Origin of the sequence: Cohnella faecalis, from assembly GCF_003570905.1 — a bacterium.
GTDB lineage: Bacteria > Bacillota > Bacilli > Paenibacillales > Paenibacillaceae > Cohnella > Cohnella faecalis.
In genome coordinates this window covers 84,552-102,321 of sequence record NZ_QXJM01000032.1, presented here as the reverse complement: position 1 = coordinate 102,321, position 17,770 = coordinate 84,552, and the positions used below count along the sequence as shown (strand labels likewise).

The following is a 17,770-nucleotide window of genomic DNA, read 5'->3' as shown; positions in this document are numbered from 1 at the left end:
ATCCGACTCTGTAGCCCAACCCAACATGGTTATTTGCACGCTGCGACGCACATCCGAGTCTGCAACCCAACCCCACATGGCTATTTGTAAGCTGCGACTCACATCCGACTCTGTAGCCCAACCCAACATGGCTATTTGCATGCTGCGACGCAATCCGAACTGGCGGGATTCGCTGTATTCAGCCATTCGCGCGCAACCCGCTACTCTTTCGTTCCTTGCGGAGCGCCGGAGGGCGCAGGTCCCCGACCTTCGGGTCCCGGACCGCGCTGGCCTTCGGCTTGCAGAGCAATCGACTTCGCATTTTGCGTGCTTCCGTCCAGTTCAATCATCACAAAAGCGCCAGCTTTAAGACCGGCAAGCTTAATCGCGGTTTCCGTCCGTTTCTCGTTTTCGAACGTAACGGACACGATTTTCGTTCCGTCCGTGACGATGACGGCTTGCGTCTCTGCGGAAAACGGCTCCTTCGGCTCCGCGCTCTCCTTTCCGTCCTTGGGCGGAGCTTCGCCGGGGTGTCCGGGAGCGGAGGCTATGTATACCGTTATCGAGTTGCCGCTGATGCTTTTGATCTTTCCCATGATGCCGGAGCCGGCGTTGTCCGGCTTGGGCTCGCCATTCTGCGCGCTCTGGGCCGACGGCGTCGGCTTCGCGGAAGGCGATGGGGTTCCCTTCGGCGGAGTAGCGACCGATGCTTTGTTATCCTTGGCTGCGTCGGCTTTTTCTCCATTGCCGGTCTTTTTCTCGCCCTCATTCTTCGGCTCAAGCTTCGGAGACGCTGCCGGTTTCTCTTCGGCAGGAGCCGAAGACTCGATGGGAGCGTTCTCAGGCTCAGACGCAAGAGGAGACTCGGGGCTTCTAGAAGCATCCTGCGAATCTTCTTCCGGAACGACGCTCTCCGATGCATCGCCAAAAGCTTCCGGGCTAGCCGAAGGTTCGCTGCCGGCCGAGGAGCTTTCTTCGGATCCGCTTGTCGCTTCGGCTGGAGCGCCTGCCAAATTTTGATCGGAGCAGCCGGCAAGCCATATAGCGAGGAGCATAAGCGCCGCCGTCAAGAGCGGCATTTGGATTTTCGACACGATCGGACCTCCATGGGATCAAATTATTCTTCCTAAGTTTACTTATTTTACCGCTAGGAAACATGAAAACGAGCTGAAAGTTTCATGAAAATCGCGTCGGCTTCGACACGGGAAAACCGTCGCATAACACCAATATCGATAACGAAATGCCAATATCGCATGCAGTATGTAAAACGTTTTCCATGTACAATGAGGAAGACCGCCGAATTTAATTAAAGCTCATTTTGGCGAGTTCAGTAACTTCATTTTGGCAAAGCTTCTTCGACGTCCGGAGGACGCGTAAGACGTTTTTGCTCGGAGGGATCGACATTGGCACGATTGTATTTTCCTGAAGATTTTGTCTGGGGGACGGCGACCGCTTCTTACCAGATCGAAGGCGCCTATAACGAAGACGGGCGCGGTCCGTCGATCTGGGACACGTTCTCGAAGACTCCCGGCAAAGTAGCGAACGGCGATAACGGCGACGCCGCTTGCGACAGCTATCACCGCTATGAGGAGGATATAGCGCTTCTGAAGAAGCTTGGAGTCAAGGCGTACCGCTTCTCTATCGCATGGCCTCGTCTATATCCGAACGGAACCGGAGAGCTGAACGCCCAAGGTCTGGACTATTACCGCCGTGTCGTCGACGCGCTGCTTGCGGCGGGCATCGAGCCATGCGTCACGCTGTATCACTGGGATTTGCCGCAAGCGTTGCAGGACAAAGGCGGCTGGGAAAACCGCGAGACGATCGAAGCTTTTACACGTTACGCAGAAACCGTTTTCCGCGCCTTCGATGGCAAAATCAAACAATGGATCACGTTCAACGAGACGTGGTGCGTCTCTTTTCTGTCGAACTGGATCGGCGCTCATGCGCCGGGCAACAAAGATTTGCAAACCGCGCTGACCGTTGCCCACCATTGCATGGTGGCACACGGCGAAGCGGTCAAGCTGTTCCGCAAGCTCGGCATCCAAGGCGAGATCGGCACGACTCACAACCTTTACTGGTGGGAGCCATACACGACTTCGCAGGAGGATGCGGAGGCGGCTCGCCGGAACCGCGGCGTGTTCAACGAATGGTTCATGCAGCCGACGTTTAAGGGCAGCTACCCGGATTTTCTGGTCGATTGGTTCAAGTCGAAGGGGCAGAGGTTCCGATCCTGCCGGGCGACATGGAGACCATTTCGCAAACGATCGATTTCATCGGCATCAACTACTATAGCGGAGGCTTCGGCCGCTACCAGAAGGACGAAGGAGATTTCGATTGCGAGGAAGTGCAGGTCGGCTTTGAGCGTACCAACATGGATTGGAATGTGTATCCGGACGGGCTGCACAAGGTTCTGACCTGGGTTCGCGAGGAATACGGCGATACGCCGATATACATTACCGAGAACGGCGCCTGCTACGAGGACGAGCTGACTTCGGACAAACGGGTTCACGATGCTAAGCGAACGGAATATTTCAAGAAGCATTTCATTCAGCTTCACCGTCTGATCGAGTCCGGCGTTCCGCTGAAAGGCTATTTTGCTTGGTCGCTGCTCGACAACTTCGAATGGGCGGAAGGCTACCGCAAACGTTTCGGCATCGTCTACACGAACTACGCGACGCTGGAGCGCCATCCGAAGGACAGCTATTTTTTCATTCAAAAAGTAATCGCGGATCGTGGATTCGACGCTTAATGACGGCAATTCCCGGACGGCCGGGACACCGTCCCCATGACGACGGGACGCAGGGACTGTTACCTTCGATAATGAGACCGGAACATTCGAGTGTCCGGAATATCCATTATCGGAGGAATGCACGGGATGAAAGTCGAGAGCATGACGAAAGCGCTGGCCTGGATTGCCATACTGGGAGGCATCGCCAGAATCGGAATGTCGCCGAGCGCGGTTATTTGGGGAACGGATAGCGACCAAGAGCTGACGTTCGCAATGATCGCTTGCTGTCTGATGACGATCGGATGGTTCGGCATTCACTATTATCAATCGCACAAAACCGGAGTGACAGGGTTTATTTCCTACGTGCTCATTACGCTAAGCAATACGCTGACAACTTGCCTGGTATGGTCTCAAATCATGGGCTCGAACACCGGAACCTTGAAAGAAACGGTATTGTCCATTAATTCGGGAGCCGCCCTTCTCGGAATGATCATGTTCGCGATTCAGACCGTAAGAGCGCGAATATACCCTGTCTGGCCTGTCGCGCTGTTCCTGCTGTTCCCGGTCGCCTCCTTCATTCCGCTTGTGACGGAATGGGCGACTACACTGTGGGGACTCGCATACATCGGCTTCGGCTTGTATATCGTGGCTGACAAGACCGTCAAGAACAAGTCTGTTTATAGTTCCGTATCTTCTTAGGATTGGTATAATGGGTTATAAAAGGCGAGCGGACTCGCCGAACGAAGCCGAGGAGCACTCATGAAGCTCTCAGTGGGGAAAACGATGCTTCAACTCGGATGGGCGGTCATTTTTGCGATGGCCGCCTCCGTGTTCATTCTGTCCAAATGGAAAGGATATTCGCTGCTCCGAACGGACTGCGGATATGTCGAGCATTGCGCTTCTTCCTTGCAAATGACGGCGCGCTTTGCCGATGAACTGAGCGGTTACGGACTGTCGACCGAATTTTACGGGGGGCTCGTGACTGCGTTCATGACGATAGCCGGACTTGCATCGCTTGCCGTAGGGGCGCTTCTGTTCCGTTACGGACGCAAAGACGTCTATTGCATGACAGCCTCGTTGTTTCTAATTATTACGGGTACGATTTTTACGACGGTCGAGCAGTCGTTGGAAGGTTCTTTTCCAACCGTGTACGGGTGGTTTATCGTTTTGAACGGAATAGGCTCCTATTATTTGCCCTTCCTGTTTCTGTTCCCGGACGGACGGTTCGTCCCGAAATGGACCGTCGCGCCGTCTGTGATATGGGCGGGAACCCAAACGATCCGGCATTTTATTCCCGGCACGTGGGAGGAGTTGAATTGGAGCCCGCTGTTTATGACGGCTCTGGTCATTTTGACACACGGTCCGCTGCTTGTAACTATTCGCCGGCGGTATTCGAGTGCAGCTTCGGCGCAAGAGAAACGGCAGTTGAAATGGTTCTGCTTCAGCGTTCTAGCCTATTTGGGGACCGGTTTGTGTCTGGCGCTGCCTTATGTAATGGGCAGCGGTTTGGCGCTTCTCGTCGTACAGGTCGCGTTCTTCGCCGGTCTGCTGTTCTGGCCGTTCTCGATCGGAGTCGGCATGATGAACCGGCGTATGGGTGCGGGCGCCGTCGTCCTGCAACGCGCGATCGTCATGTCGACGTTGAGCGTTCTAATCGCGCTGTTGTATGCTTCGGTCGTCGGAGGCTTCAGCTTGTTCGTTCGCGACATGAGCTTGCTCGTCTCCATGGCGGCGTGCGGGCTGGCGGCGATGTTGGCGCACCCGCTGTATGTCCGGCTGCAAAGAGGAATGAACCGGCTCGTTTACGGCGAATCGGAAAATCCCTACAAAACCTTGACGAAGCTTGCGGCCAGATTGGACGATATGTCGGGACAGCACGCGATTTGGCCGGAGGCGGTCGCGGGCATCGCTCTAGCGCTGCAGGCTCCCTATGCGGCGCTAGTACTGCATTCGGAAAAAGGAAGAACGGAGCTTGCTTCCTACGGGACGATAAGGCTGCCGGTAACGGAAATCGCTCTGAACAGGCTAGAGGAATCGTTGGGGGCGCTGGTGTTGGGCGGTCTGCCCCAGCAGGGAGAAACGGCGGCCGATACGGCGGAGCTGCTGAAGCACCTCACTCATCAATTAAGCGTCGCCATTCATTCGGCGCGACTGGCCGATGAGCTCCAGCAATCGAGGGAGCGTCTCGTCACGGCGAGAGAGGAAGAACGAAGGCGCTTGAGAAGAGATCTTCACGACGGGCTCGGAGCGGGGCTTGCTACCGTCCTGCTCAAAGCGGATACGGTGGCCGACAGCTATGAAGGAGACGCGAGACTTCATCGGCAATTGACGGACATTCAGTCCGGAATCGAGGAAGCGATAGCCGACATTCGCCGGCTGGTGCACGCGCTTCGCCCGCCGGCGCTGGACGAGCTTGGTCTCGTCAGCGCGCTGTGCGAGATGGCGATCCGCTTTCAGGAAGGCGGCGTTCGCGTTGCCGTCGAAAGGACAGCCGGCTTCCCCGGCTGCACGCAGCCGCAGAGACGGCGGTATACCGAATCGTGCAGGAGGCGCTGACGAATGCGATCCGTCACGGAGAAGCAAACGGATGCATCGTTCGTTTATTTGAGGATAAGGGCGTCGCGCGAATAGAAATCGACGATGACGGAAGGGGAGTGCCGGAGCCTTACGTTCCGGGTATCGGCATCAGGTCGATGAAGGAGCGGGCGGAGGAATTGGGCGGAAGCTTTCGGCTGCGAACGATTCCGGGCCAAGGAACGTCCGTTCAGGTGACCATTCCTTGCGGGAGAGAGGAGATGGACGATGGAATTGCCTAGCAGTACCGATTTGGAACGAATACGCATATTGCTCGCCGACGATCACCCGGTATACAGGGACGGATTGACGTCCATTCTTCGCTCCGTACCGGAATTCGAAGTTGTGGGCGAGGCGGAGACAGGCTTGGAAGCGGTGGCGTTGGCGGAACGTCTTCAGCCCGACGTCGTTCTCATGGACGTGCATATGCCGGAGATGAACGGCATCGATTCTGCAAGAGCGATTACGCGCGCGAGTCCGCATATCGGCATTCTGATGCTGAGCATGCTCGACGACGATGCCTCGGTGTTCTCCGCCATGAGAGCGGGGGCGAGAGGCTATTTGCTCAAAGGCTCCCGGCGCAGGGAAATTATCCGGGCCGTATTCGCCGCTGCCGATGGGGAAGCGATATTCAGTCCGGTCATCGCGAAGCGAATGATCTATTATTTCGACTCGCAGAGCCGTTCGGCGGCAGAGGAGGCGTTCCCCGAGCTTACCGAACGGGAACGCGAGGCGCTGGATCTGATCGCGCAAGGGCTCAATAACGCGGATATTGCCGCGAAGCTTGGTCTCCGGACGAAGACGGTACGGAACCATGTATCCAATATTTTGAACAAGCTGCAAGTATCCGACCGCGCCCATGCGATCGTGCTGGCCAGGGAGAAGCTGAAGCTGGATGAGGGAAGGGTGAAATAGGGCGGAAAGGGGAGCATAAAGCCGGTAACTGGACGGAAGCGGGACCTTTTGGCAAACGAAGGATGCGGCAAGCGGGCCAAGGACGGAATCGTCCGGCCGGCTTCTTTGCATTTTGCCGGCATGCACGGCTGTTTCCTCTCCGATTTTTTTCCGTTACAATAGATACAGAAGATTTGCTCAAGGAAAGGAAGTACGCCATGAACGTCGTACTCGCGACGCTGAACGCCAAATATATTCATACGTCGCTTGCGATCCACTATTTGAAAGCATTTTGCAAAGACGAGTTTCCTATCGAGCTCGCCGAATTCACGATAAAAGACCCCGCGATGAACATCGTCTCCGATCTCTACTCGCGCAAGCCCGACGTGATCGGGTTTTCCTGCTACATTTGGAACATCGAAGAGACGATTACCGTCATCGATATGCTGCGCAAGGTGCTGCCGGACGTGAAGATCGTGCTCGGAGGACCGGAAGTGTCCTACGATACGGATCATTGGATGGATCGACTGAAGGATGTCGATTTCATTATTATGGGCGAAGGGGAAGAGACGTTCCGGGATTTGTTGAGACAGATCGCGTCAGGGGACAACAAGTACCATTTCGTCTTCGGCCTCGCTTACCGGAAGAACGGACAAGCGGTCATCAATCCCGGCCGTCCGAAGCTCGATTTGAACGATATTCCGTCGCCGTACCGTTTTGCCGAGGACATACCGAGTCTGCCGAATCGCGTCGTCTATTTCGAGACGAGCCGAGGCTGTCCGTTCAGTTGCCAATTTTGTCTGTCGAGCATCGAGGTAGGCGTGCGCTATTTTGACATCGAGTGGGTGAAGGCCGAGCTTACTTACTTGATCGATAACGGTGCGAAGCTGATCAAATTCGTTGACCGGACGTTCAATATCAAGCGGGAATATGCGATGGAAGTGTTCCAGTTCCTCATCGACAATCACCGGGGCTGCGTATTCCAATTCGAGATCACGGCGGACATTATGCGTCCCGAGGTTCTCGATTTTCTGTCCGAGCATGCGCCTCCGGGAGTGTTCCGCTTCGAGATCGGCGTTCAGTCGACGAACGATCCGACGAATCTCGCGGTGCAGCGCCGCCAGAATTTCGCCAAGCTTTCCCGTACGGTAAATAAAGTAAAAAGCAGTCTCAAGATCGACCAGCATCTCGATTTGATCGCCGGCTTGCCGCATGAGGATTACGATACGTTCCGGCGAACGTTCAACGAGGTGTTCGCGCTCAGACCGGAAGAGCTGCAGCTCGGCTTTTTGAAAATGCTGCGGGGAACGGGACTGCGGCGCGATGCGGACAAATACGGCTACATCTATATGGATCGAGCTCCTTACGAAATGCTGGGCAACGATCTCATGCCATTTTCGGATATCGTTCGGATCAAGCGGCTGGAGGATGTGCTGGAGAAATATTGGAATTCCCACCGAATGGACAGGACAATGGAATATTTGATCGGGAGCGCGTATCCGTCCCCGTTCGATTTTTTCCAGAAGTTCGGCGATTATTGGGAGTCGAAGGGGTGGAGCCGGATCGGCCATCAGCTTGAGGATTTGTTCACTCGGCTATGGTCGTTCCTGCAAGAAGATGCGGCGGAAGGTCTCGATATGGATGTGGCGTTCGGGCTGCTGAAGATCGATTACTATTTGCAGCACAAATACAAGCCGCGCAAGACGTGGTGGGAAGACCGTCTGGACAAGAAAGAATGGACGACGGGACTCAAGTGGGCGGCGGAACGTCTCGGCATGGACGAGCGCGAGCTGAACAAAAAAGCGGTGCTTGACCGGTTGCCCTTCGATTACGGCGCATTTTTGGCGGATGGAAGGCCAGATCGTACAGGCGGAGGCTCGGCTCTGCTTGTGTTATATTCCGGAGAGGACGCTCCGCCGCAGTTGACGGCTATGCCGATTCCGGATAGCTGGGTGACGGAGCCGGACGCTTCCTCCCCATCGAAATCTTTCTGAAAGTGAACGAGCGGCATTTCCGGTGAATCCGAGGAATGTCGCTTTTTGTTTTAGTCGGCGCATTCGGCGGGAAGTGTGTTCGCAGGCGTAGTTTTCATAGAACGATTGGAATATTAGGCATCCCCGCTTATGATGAAGGGAAAGCCCACTTGAATAAGGAGGATAGCTGCAGGATGAGCAACGCTATCGCAAGACGAATAGAAGAGTTGGAAAAGATGTCTCCTCCTTTGACGGCGATGCCGGATTTGGAGGACTACTGGACGCGAACGTTGAAGCATTTCGAAACAAAGCCGCTGCATGGCTCGAGAACAAGAGTCGATACTCCGATGAAATTCGCGGAAGTTTTCCGGGTTGAGTTCGAAGGCTTCGACGATACTCGAATAAGCGGATGGTATATGCTCCCTCGCTTTCAAGAGGATGTCGGTTCCGATCGCAAGCGGCCGTGTGTCGTGCTTTTTCATGGCTACATGGGAGGAAAGGGGATGCCGGAGGATTACGGCTCCTACCTGCTTATGGGCATGGCGGTATTGGCCGTCGACGTTCGCGGGCAGGGCGGAGAAACCGGCAACCGCCTTCCGCAGGAATACGGTATGACGAAGGGATGGATTACGCAGGGAATATTGGATCGGGACACCTGCTACTATAAAGCGATTACGATCGACGCGTTGAAAGCGATCGAGTTCGCGGCCCGGCAAGATGAGATTGATCCATCCCGTATTGCCATTCATGGCATTAGCCAGGGAGGGGGGCTGGTGCTGCTTGCCGCCGCTCTGTCCGACATTCCGGCTGTCGCTATCGCCCATATTCCGAATATGTGCCAGATGGATTACGGCATTCTCAACTCGAACAGCTCGTTGTCGGAAGCGGCGGAGTTTGCGGCCAAGCGCCCTGAATTGCTGGGGAAGGTTCTCGAAACGTTAAGTTACTTCGATAACTTGAATATGGCCTGCCGAATAAGGGTTCCGGTTCTCGTAACGTGCGGGCTTAAGGATACGATTACGATGCCGGAGACGATATTCGCCGCATACAACCGGATCGCCGCTCCCAAACGGATAGAGGTATCTCCATTCACCGGACATGCGGTAACCGGTCATCTTAATCGGCTTGCGATGGAATTTTTGAACAACCATTTGCTTTGAAACGCCAAAAGGCCTTCATGCCGCGCTCCTTGTCGGAGGATGAGGTATGAAGGCCTTTGAATGATTGATTGCGGGTATCTGATTGCGAGGAATTGCGCCACAGCGAAAAAATTGCCAACGCAGAGCTGAATTGTGACCATTCGCGACACAAACACTGGCGAAGTCGCTGAAGCAAAGAGAAGTAGTGACCCTTCGCGTCACAACTCCCGGCGAAATCGCCAGAGCAAAGAGGAGTAGTGACGATTTGCAGCACAACAGCGACGAAAGCGCCGACCTAGAGCCGAAATGAGACCATTCGCGTCACAACTCCGGTCGAAATCGCCGAAGATGAGCCGAGTCGCGACCGTGCGCAGCAGATGGATTACGCGCGGCGATCCTTGTATATTTCCCTCATCACGTGTCCGAGCTCGGGCACGATGATTCGCGTCATGGCGAGCTTCACTGCGCCGGTCGAGCCGGGCATCGAGAAGACGGCTGTGCTGCCGATCGTCCCTGCAATTGCCCGGGATAAAATGGCGGCCGATCCGATGTCCTCGGTAAAGCTCAAATACCGGAATATTTCGCCGAAGCCTGGCATTTCTTTATCAAGACGGTCCCGTACCGCTTCGTAAGTCGTATCGCGAGCGGCTATGCCCGTACCGCCGTTAAGCAGTACCGCTTCAACGGCTGGATCTGCGGCGGCTTCGTCCAGAAGCTGCGCAATTAACGCATATTCGTCGGCAACGATTCGCCGATCGACGACGCGGTAGCCGCGCTCTCCGAGCAGCTGCTCGATGAGCTGGCCGCTTTTGTCCGTATCCGGCGTACGGGTATCGGACACCGTCAGGATCAGACAAGCTACGTTGTCGGGAGCTTCCCGTCTATGCTGTTCGGTCGACGCGGATATGAGAATCACGCCCTTCTTCGCTTACTCTTCGGCATGCGCGGAATAAGAGGAAGCTTTCGTTTCATCCTCCGGCAAACCGAGCTCCTCGGGCTCCTCAGCGCGTATGTCGGATTTCTTCTCGGGAACGAGACGGTCGACCACGGCCGGAACGAGCAGGAACATGGCATAAGCGAGAGTCATCCAGACCGACCAAGCGTGGTGCTGCTGCTCGGAGAAGTCGGGAAACACCTGCTCCCGCTTCATCACGGTAAACGTATCGAGAAGGAGTCCGACTGCCGCTGCCGTAAAGCCGAAGCGGGTAGCCGAGCCCTTTTCCGGAAACAGACGCAGCCTCACCACTAGAGAGAGGCCGATCAGAACAAGGAATGTAAGAATCTCCAGCAAGAATAGGGAGGAGCCGAAATTCGCCTCGCCGACCTCCCCGAGCACCCAATCCCCGAACAGCGAGAAAAAGAGGGTCGATACGATCCAAACCGCAAGCGCCAATCCCGTTAATATGAATCCTTGTCTCATATGCAGGTTCCTTCCTTTCGCCCGCCTAGCTGGTCGCTGCGGCAATAGAGTCCGTTCTGCCTAGTACTTCGACAGATTCCGCCTCATATCCTCTTCCTTCGAAAGCGAATTAAGCAGGCACACGGCTCCGAAGCACCGTCATCGAGCCTTCAAGCGAATACGAGCCGAGGTTAGCCGGAATAAGGAAGCAGTCGCCCGCCCGGGCGTGAACCGAACCGTTCGCGTAGCCGATCGAGCCTTCGCCATCGCCGATGATCAGCACGTCGAAGCTAGCCGGGGACGTGCTTAGCTCCCAAGCTCCGTTCACGATGCCCTTGTCGGTAACGAAATAAGGCGATTCCGCCAAAGTAAGCCATTCGCCCGATTTGGCGCCGTCTGTTTTCATGCGGGTAGCGCCAGAGCCCTCGTAGGCGATGACGTTCAACGAGTCCTCGATATGAAGCTCGCGCGGCTTGCCGTCCAAGCCCGGACGATCGTAATCGTAGAGACGGTAGGTCGTGTCCGAATTTTGCTGGATTTCCGCCACGACGACGCCTGCGCACAAGGCATGCACCGTTCCGGCAGGTATGTAGAACGTATCTCCCGCCACGACGGGCACCTCTTGGAGAGAATCCATAATTCGGCCTTCCGCGATAGCGGAAGCCAACGATTCGCGATCGACGCCCGGCTTCAAGCCGTAGATGATTTTGGCATCCGGTTTGGCGGCGAGGACGTACCACATTTCCGTCTTGCCCAGCTCGCCCTTCGGCAAGCCGTCATAATCGTCGTTCGGATGAACCTGTATCGACAGATCGTCGTTGCAGTCCAGGAGCTTGATAAGAAGAGGGAAACGTCCATTGCCGGATTCGCCGCCCTTGGAGCCGAACCAGGAAGCTCCGAGCCGCTCTCGGATTTGATCCAATCCAAGCCCGGCCAGCTCGCCGTTCGTCACATGGGAAACGCCGTTCGGATGATCGGCGATCATCCAGCCTTCGCCGATATGACCGGCAGGAACCTCGAAGCCGAATTGCTCCAGCGCGCGGCCTCCCCATACTCTTTCCTTGAATTCGGGTTTAAAATGAAGCGGATAAGGTTGTACGCTCATAAATGAATCATCTCCCTCTAGTCGATTGAAAAAATTCGAGAAACTCCCCGTCGGGACCGCGGAAAAAGAAGTAGCGGCTTCCGTTCGGCAGCGTCGTGATCGCATCGTCCACGCCGTTAACGTCCAGCGATTGTATACGCGCGTACTCGGCATCGAGATCGTCGACCGCGAATGCGACGTGGTGAACTTGTCCTTCTGCGGTCAATTGCCCGTCATAGCCTTCGATTAGTTCGATTTCGGTGTCCCGGGATTCCGGAAACGCCAGAAAAGCAAGCCGAATAACGCCGTTCGTATGCAAAATCGTCTCCAGATGAGTAAGGCCGACGACGTTCTCGTAGAAAGGAATCGACGTATCCAGCGAATGGACCATCACTCCGACATGCTCGATTTTACGTACTGCCATTTCCAATTCAACCTCCTAACGTTTTTCCAATGCAACCAGGTATGGCGCCGCCGGTTTTTGCGGGAATCGATAAACGACCGTTTGAGCACGCTCGCCCGGAATTCGGCCGAACCATTCTTCGACCGCCTTCGCCTCGTCCCCGCCGCCCTCGTGGCCGGGATACAGTACGGCAGTCAGCGCTCCGCCGACCGCAAGCAGTCCGACAGCGGCCTCTAAAGCCGCTAAAGTCGTCTCCGTCCTTGTAATGACGGCCGGATCGGCTCCGGGCAAATAACCGAGATTGAACATGACGGCACGAACTCCCCCATGCAGAGAACGGGGCACTCGCTCCGCCATTGTCTCGTGGCCCGCTTGGCACAGCGTTACTTCCGCCAGTCGGCACGGCGACGGCTCCCGATCGAGCCGGTCGCGAGTGTTCGCCAGCGCTGCTTCTTGCACGTCAAAGGCGAAGACGCGGCCTCGTTCTCCTGCAAGCCTCGCCAGAAACAGCGTGTCTACGCCGTTGCCGGCGGTCGCGTCCACTAACGTATCGCCGGCAACGGCCCGCTCCGTCACGAACCGTTGAGCCATGCTAAGCACGGAGAGGAATCCCATGGTCAGCTTCCCCTCCAGGCTTTCCCTTGCCAGGTGTCGCGGCGAACGAGAGCGGCGTCGATCGCATTGAGAACTTCCCATTTGCGCAAGCTCCACATAGGGCCGATCAACAGGTCGCGGGGAGCGTCGCCGGTCAACCGGTGGACGATCATTTCCGGCGGAAGCAGCTCCAGCGTATCGGCGATCAGCTCGACGTATTCGTCCTTTTCCAGAAAACGAAGCAGCCCTTCCCGCCACTGGCGGACCATAGGCGTCTTCCTCATCAAGTGGAGAAGATGAATCTTGATCCCTTGCACATCCATCGCCGCCACTTGCCGTCCGGTTTCCAGCATCATGTCGCGATCTTCGCCGGGCAAGCCGTAAATAATATGCGTGCACACCCGAATTCCCCTCTTGCGAAGACGCTCGACCGCGTCCCTGTAGCATTCGGTGTCGTGCGCGCGGTTAATGAGAGTAGAGGTGGACTCGTGGACCGTTTGCAGTCCCATTTCAAGCCACAAGTAGGTCCGTTCGTTAAGCTCGGCCAAATAATCGACCACGTCATCCGGCAAACAGTCCGGCCTGGTGGCGATAGACAAGCCGACGACGCCGGGCTGGCGCAATATCGCTTCGTAATATTCCCGGAGCGTTTCCAGCGGCGCATACGTATTCGTGTACGCCTGAAAGTAGCCGATGTATTTCGCTTCCGGCCACTTCAGATGCTGGCGGTCCCGCACGGTTTCGAACTGGGTAATCAGGTCGTCCCTTCGGCTGCCGGCGAAATCGCCGGAGCCCCGCGTGCTGCAGAACGTGCATCCGCCGGCCGCTATCGTCCCGTCTCTATTCGGACAGGTGAAGCCGGCATCGAGCATGACTTTGAATACTTTCGTTCCGAAGGCTTCCCGCATCTCGTAATTCCAGGTGTGAAACCGCTTGTCTCCCCACAGCAGGGGCTGCGTCGAAGCTTCGGTCCATAGGTTCATGTTTCATCCGTCCTTTATCTAATTCGCTCTATATTGTAGCGAAAAAACGATCGAATTGCGAGAAGCGATCCCGATTGGCCAACCCTTAACAAGAGGTTGGATAACGATAAGAAATGTCAGAATCGTATGTGGCATACCGCTCAAGCTCCTCCGTATAATGATCACAGGAAAATGAAAACCCTTACAAACGGACTATTTTCCTACGCGATCACCTAGGGATTGCGGTGCGATTAGCTTGAATATGGGAAGGGGAAGTGCCATTGAAAAGCAGAAAAAGATTGGCCGTACTGGTCTCCGTTGCGCTTTGCCTTACATTAGTAGTAGCCGCATGCAGCAAGGATAACGAGGGGAAGAACGATCCGAAGCAGTCGCCATCCCAAACCGCTCAACCGACCGCGTCGGCGGAATCCTCGCCATCGTCTGACGGCAGCCAAGGCTTTGCTTTTCACAAATACGATCCGCCGATCAAGCTTACTTTCCATACGGCCGTCTCTGCGGACACGAAATGGCGGGACGGGGAATCCGTCGACAATAACGCGTTTACGCAATGGGCGAAAGACGAGCTTGGCATCGAATGGAAGACAAAGTTCGTAACGCCAACCAACGAAGACGGCAAAACCAAAATAAATCTCGGCATGGCAAGCGGCGATTTGCCTGACGCTATCTTCGGAGAAACTCCGCAGCTAAGCACGCTGGCCAGTCAAGGCTACTTGCTTCCGCTTAACGATCTAATCGACAAATACGCTTCTCCGCTCGTCAAGGACCGGTTGGAAGCGGCAATGGACGCATCGGGCGGCAAGTTCCTGTCGCCGTACACGATTGACGGGAAATATTACGCGCTTCCGATCGATGCCGAAATATGGGGGCGGACTTACTACAATACTTTCATTCGCCAAGACATTCTCGACACGCTCGGGAAGCCGGTGCCGCAGACGCTGGATCAGTTCGAAGACGTGCTAGCAGCGTACAAGGCGCAAGTTCCGGACGGGGTAGGCGTGTTCCTGCACAAGGACCTGGTGCCGAACGGCGTCAATCAAATGTCGCCGGCCATGCAGCCGTACGGTGCTTATCCCGGCCGTTGGATAGTCGGAGCGGACGGCAAGCTCGCCTACGGCAGCGTTCAGCCCGAGACGAAAAAGGGGCTGGAAACGTTGCGCAAATGGTACTCTAACGGCTGGATCGACAAAGAATTCATCGTCAAAGACTTCTCGAAAGCCGTTGAGCAGGTAGCGACGGGCAAGACGCTGTCGATGACCGGCGATTGGTGGTTCGTCTATTATCCGTTCCCGGACGTCGTGAAAAACGTGCCGCAAGCGACCTTCTCCGCTACGAGTCTGCTCGGCCCCGACGGGAAGGCGAAGCTGGTAACGGGAAATCCGTTTAACTTTGCGATCGGCATTTCCGCCGAGAGCGAGCATCCGGAAGCATTCATCTATCAGCTTAACGAGCTTATGGATTCGGCTTTGAGACAGGATACCGCTCTTCGCGACCGGCTTCTCGGCGAATCCGGCTACATCTTCAAGTATCCGGCGGAAAGCCCGAGCGCGTTAGTTGCCAAAAATCCGGAAGCGCCGCAAGAGCTGCAAGACTTCGACGTCGCGAAGCCAGGCCCCAAATTTTTCCGAACGAGCGTGCATCCGAAGTATTATCCCGGCTTCTCCTTCTTCGGTGAAGTAGACACCGGCTACTCCGATCTGGTCGCGGTAGCCAATGCCGCTGAGACAGGAAACAAGGATGGCTTAACCGCCGCTCAACTGCAATCGTACACCGATTTGTCCAACAACAAAGTGTTGAGCGCCCTCGTATCGGAGATGAAGCTGGCCAAATCCATCCGTTCCGATCTGACGATCGACGCCTTCATGGGCGCGCCTACGCCGACCATGATCGAGAAGAACGCCTACTTGCTTAAGCTTGAGAACGAGACGTTCTCCAAAATCATCATCGGCACCGCGCCGCTGGACGACTTCGACAAGTTCGTAGCCGAATGGAATAAAGCCGGAGGAGCACAGATCACCAAGGAAGTTAACGACTGGTACGAGAAATCCAAATAACGATACGGTCCCTGTCGACCGCTGCGGGGAACGGAGCTTCCCGCCGCGGTCGCTTCATTTGCCGGCTGCAGGACCGATTCAACGGAGGAATTCCAGATGAAGCCGCTCGCTAAGATCGGAAGAGGCGTCTCCCGCTTTTGGCTTAGCCAATCGCCCCTCTATATGATGCTACTGCCCGGAATGCTCTTGTTGTTTCTATTCAGCTACATGCCTATGTTCGGCTTGGTGATGGCGTTCACGGACTTTAAGCCGCGGCTTGGCTTTTTCGGCTCTCCTTACGTGGGGTTAAAGTGGTTCGATTACTTGTTCAACAGCTCGCCGGATTTCTCTCAGGTGTTGACGAATACGATCGTCATCTCGCTGCTGAAGATCGCTTTCGGCACGGCGGCTTCTCTCGTGTTCGCCCTTCTTCTGAACGAAGCGGTCGTCAAGTGGTTCAAAAGCGCTGTGCAGACGATTACGTACTTGCCCAACTTTCTGTCGTGGGTAGTCGTTGGAGGCATGTTCATCGACATTTTGTCCCAAGACGGCATCATTAATCGGATTCTTCACGCGTTTGGCTCTCCCGGTGTCTTCTTTCTGGGAAGCAACCATTGGTTCCGATCGGTTATCGTCGCAACAGACGTCTGGAAAAACTTCGGTTTCGGAGCCGTTCTCTATATCGCTGCGATTGCGAGCATCAACAGAGATCTGTATGAAGCGTGCGTCGTCGACGGCGGCGGACGATTCCAGCAAATGCGGCACGTTACCCTTCCGGGAATTATGCCTACGCTCATCATGCTGACAACCTTGAATCTCGGACAGATCATGAACGCCATGAACGGCGGACAGGATCAAATCCTTGTGCTCTACAATCCATCGGTCTACGAGACGGGAGATATTCTCGACACCTTCGCTTACCGCACGGGCATCATCGATGTGCAATATTCGTTCGCGACGGCGGTTGGGCTGTTCAAGTCCGTGGTTGGCCTTGTCCTTATCGTTTCGGCTAATCGACTTTCCATTAAATACGCGTCTAGAAGAATTTTCTAAGGAGGACGGAGCGGTAATGACGGGTACGAATACGACAAGCGCGAAAGCGTTCAGGCTCTTGATCGGAATGTTTCTGCTTGGGGCCGCTCTTCTTTGCCTTCTTCCGATCTTGAACCTGCTCGCCATTTCATTCAGCGACAAGGCGTCGACGACCGCGAACGAGGTAACGTTTTGGCCCATCGGCTTCAATTGGAAAGCATACGGTCTTATTTTGAATAACGATGCCTTTTTGCACTCGACCTGGATTGCCGTGAAGCGGGTTGCGGCCGGAATCGCGGTCAACATGATACTTATTGTGCTGTCCGCCTATCCGCTGTCCCTCGGCTCCAAACAGCTCAAGGGGCGAACTTTTTTCGTCTGGTATTTCGTTTTCACCATGCTGTTCAGCGGAGGCTTGGTTCCGTTGTTCATCGTCGTGAACAAGCTGCACTTGGTCGACAGCTTCTGGGCGCTTATTCTTCCTTACGGGGTGACCGCCTTCAATGTCATCATTATGATGAGTTTTTTTCGGACGCTGCCTGCCGCTTTGTCGGAATCGGCCATGATCGACGGAGCGGGCCATTGGACCATTCTGTTCCGGATCTTCGCGCCGCTGTCGCTGCCGGCCTTGGCGACGTTAACGCTGTTCTCGATCGTGTACCATTGGAACGATTGGTTTACCGGCTTGTTCTTGCTGTCGAGCAACGACAAATGGCCTCTGCAAACGTACTTGTACTCGCAGCTGTACGTAGGCGTCGACTTCTCCAAGCTCAGCCCCGAAGAGGCGAAGACGATCGGAAGCATTTCCAACCGTTCGCTGCGTGCGGCGCAAATTATGGTTACGATTGTGCCCGTCATCCTCATATACCCGTTCATTCAACGATTTTTTATTGCGGGACTAACCATCGGAGCCGTTAAGGAATAAGATAAAGCGTCACAATCGACATCTAGAAGAAAA

16 protein-coding genes and 1 pseudogene are annotated in these 17,770 nt (G+C 55.3%); 10 read left to right on the top strand and 7 right to left on the bottom strand.

Going from position 1 to position 17,770, the window contains the following annotated elements; all coding sequences use genetic code 11:
- Positions 1-200 precede the first annotated feature (200 nt).
- Complete coding sequence (locus D3H35_RS10465; RefSeq protein WP_119149091.1) at positions 201-1,073, bottom strand: hypothetical protein; 873 nt, start codon at positions 1,071-1,073, stop codon at positions 201-203.
- A 309-nt stretch (positions 1,074-1,382) separates the two neighbouring features.
- Here D3H35_RS10465 and D3H35_RS10460 point away from each other — a divergent pair.
- From D3H35_RS10460 to D3H35_RS10430, 7 genes and pseudogenes are all read left to right on the top strand, one after another.
- A pseudogene (locus D3H35_RS10460) lies at positions 1,383-2,728 on the top strand (GH1 family beta-glucosidase).
- Positions 2,729-2,854: 126 nt separating this feature from the next.
- A complete protein-coding gene (locus D3H35_RS10455; protein ID WP_119149090.1) occupies positions 2,855-3,406 on the top strand; it encodes a hypothetical protein in 552 nt (183 codons plus the stop codon).
- Positions 3,407-3,466: 60 nt separating this feature from the next.
- Positions 3,467-5,263: a sensor histidine kinase gene (locus tag D3H35_RS10450; RefSeq protein ID WP_119149088.1), complete on the top strand. Its 1,797-nt coding sequence runs from the start codon at positions 3,467-3,469 to the stop codon at positions 5,261-5,263.
- The gene (locus tag D3H35_RS30700; protein WP_158594058.1) at positions 5,248-5,523 is read left to right on the top strand and encodes a sensor histidine kinase; all 276 of its coding nucleotides are present in this window, start codon (positions 5,248-5,250) and stop codon (positions 5,521-5,523) included. The genes D3H35_RS10450 and D3H35_RS30700 overlap by 16 nt, the downstream gene beginning before the upstream one ends.
- Positions 5,510-6,196: a response regulator gene (locus D3H35_RS10440; protein ID WP_119149084.1), complete on the top strand. Its 687-nt coding sequence runs from the start codon at positions 5,510-5,512 to the stop codon at positions 6,194-6,196. Before D3H35_RS30700 ends, D3H35_RS10440 begins: the two co-directional genes overlap by 14 nt.
- 197 nt (positions 6,197-6,393) lie before the next feature.
- Entirely contained in the window at positions 6,394-8,169 is a 1,776-nt protein-coding gene (locus D3H35_RS10435) for a B12-binding domain-containing radical SAM protein (protein WP_119149082.1), read from the top strand.
- Positions 8,170-8,342: 173 nt separating this feature from the next.
- Positions 8,343-9,308 (top strand): acetylxylan esterase, encoded by a 966-nt coding sequence (locus D3H35_RS10430; protein WP_119149080.1) that lies wholly within the window; start codon positions 8,343-8,345, stop codon positions 9,306-9,308.
- 361 nt (positions 9,309-9,669) lie between these two features.
- Here the strand turns inward: D3H35_RS10430 and D3H35_RS10425 are convergent, their stop codons facing one another.
- The 6 genes from D3H35_RS10425 to D3H35_RS10400 form a co-directional block, all read right to left on the bottom strand.
- Positions 9,670-10,194, bottom strand: a complete 525-nt coding sequence (locus D3H35_RS10425; RefSeq protein WP_119149143.1) for a MogA/MoaB family molybdenum cofactor biosynthesis protein — start codon at positions 10,192-10,194, stop codon at positions 9,670-9,672.
- 21 nt (positions 10,195-10,215) lie between these two features.
- Complete coding sequence (locus tag D3H35_RS10420; RefSeq protein WP_119149078.1) at positions 10,216-10,707, bottom strand: hypothetical protein; 492 nt, start codon at positions 10,705-10,707, stop codon at positions 10,216-10,218.
- 109 nt (positions 10,708-10,816) lie between these two features.
- Positions 10,817-11,791 carry a type I phosphomannose isomerase catalytic subunit gene (locus D3H35_RS10415; RefSeq protein WP_119149076.1) on the bottom strand — a complete coding sequence of 325 codons (975 nt, stop codon included), beginning with the start codon at positions 11,789-11,791 and terminating at the stop codon, positions 10,817-10,819.
- Between the two features lie 7 nt (positions 11,792-11,798).
- Complete coding sequence (locus D3H35_RS10410; protein ID WP_119149074.1) at positions 11,799-12,194, bottom strand: VOC family protein; 396 nt, start codon at positions 12,192-12,194, stop codon at positions 11,799-11,801.
- Positions 12,195-12,209: 15 nt separating this feature from the next.
- Positions 12,210-12,788: a tRNA (mnm(5)s(2)U34)-methyltransferase gene (locus D3H35_RS10405; RefSeq protein WP_119149072.1), complete on the bottom strand. Its 579-nt coding sequence runs from the start codon at positions 12,786-12,788 to the stop codon at positions 12,210-12,212.
- Between the two features lie 2 nt (positions 12,789-12,790).
- Positions 12,791-13,750, bottom strand: coding sequence for a TIGR01212 family radical SAM protein (locus D3H35_RS10400; protein ID WP_119149070.1), 960 nt, complete (start codon positions 13,748-13,750; stop codon positions 12,791-12,793).
- A 260-nt stretch (positions 13,751-14,010) separates the two neighbouring features.
- On the opposite strand from D3H35_RS10400, the gene D3H35_RS10395 reads away from it, so the two are divergent.
- The 3 genes from D3H35_RS10395 to D3H35_RS10385 all read left to right on the top strand — a co-directional run bounded on the left by D3H35_RS10395 (position 14,011) and on the right by D3H35_RS10385 (position 17,737).
- Positions 14,011-15,801: an extracellular solute-binding protein gene (locus tag D3H35_RS10395; RefSeq protein WP_158594057.1), complete on the top strand. Its 1,791-nt coding sequence runs from the start codon at positions 14,011-14,013 to the stop codon at positions 15,799-15,801.
- 96 nt (positions 15,802-15,897) lie between these two features.
- Positions 15,898-16,833 (top strand): ABC transporter permease, encoded by a 936-nt coding sequence (locus D3H35_RS10390; protein WP_119149066.1) that lies wholly within the window; start codon positions 15,898-15,900, stop codon positions 16,831-16,833.
- Between the two features lie 16 nt (positions 16,834-16,849).
- Positions 16,850-17,737 (top strand): carbohydrate ABC transporter permease, encoded by an 888-nt coding sequence (locus D3H35_RS10385; protein WP_158594056.1) that lies wholly within the window; start codon positions 16,850-16,852, stop codon positions 17,735-17,737.
- Positions 17,738-17,770 lie beyond the last annotated feature (33 nt).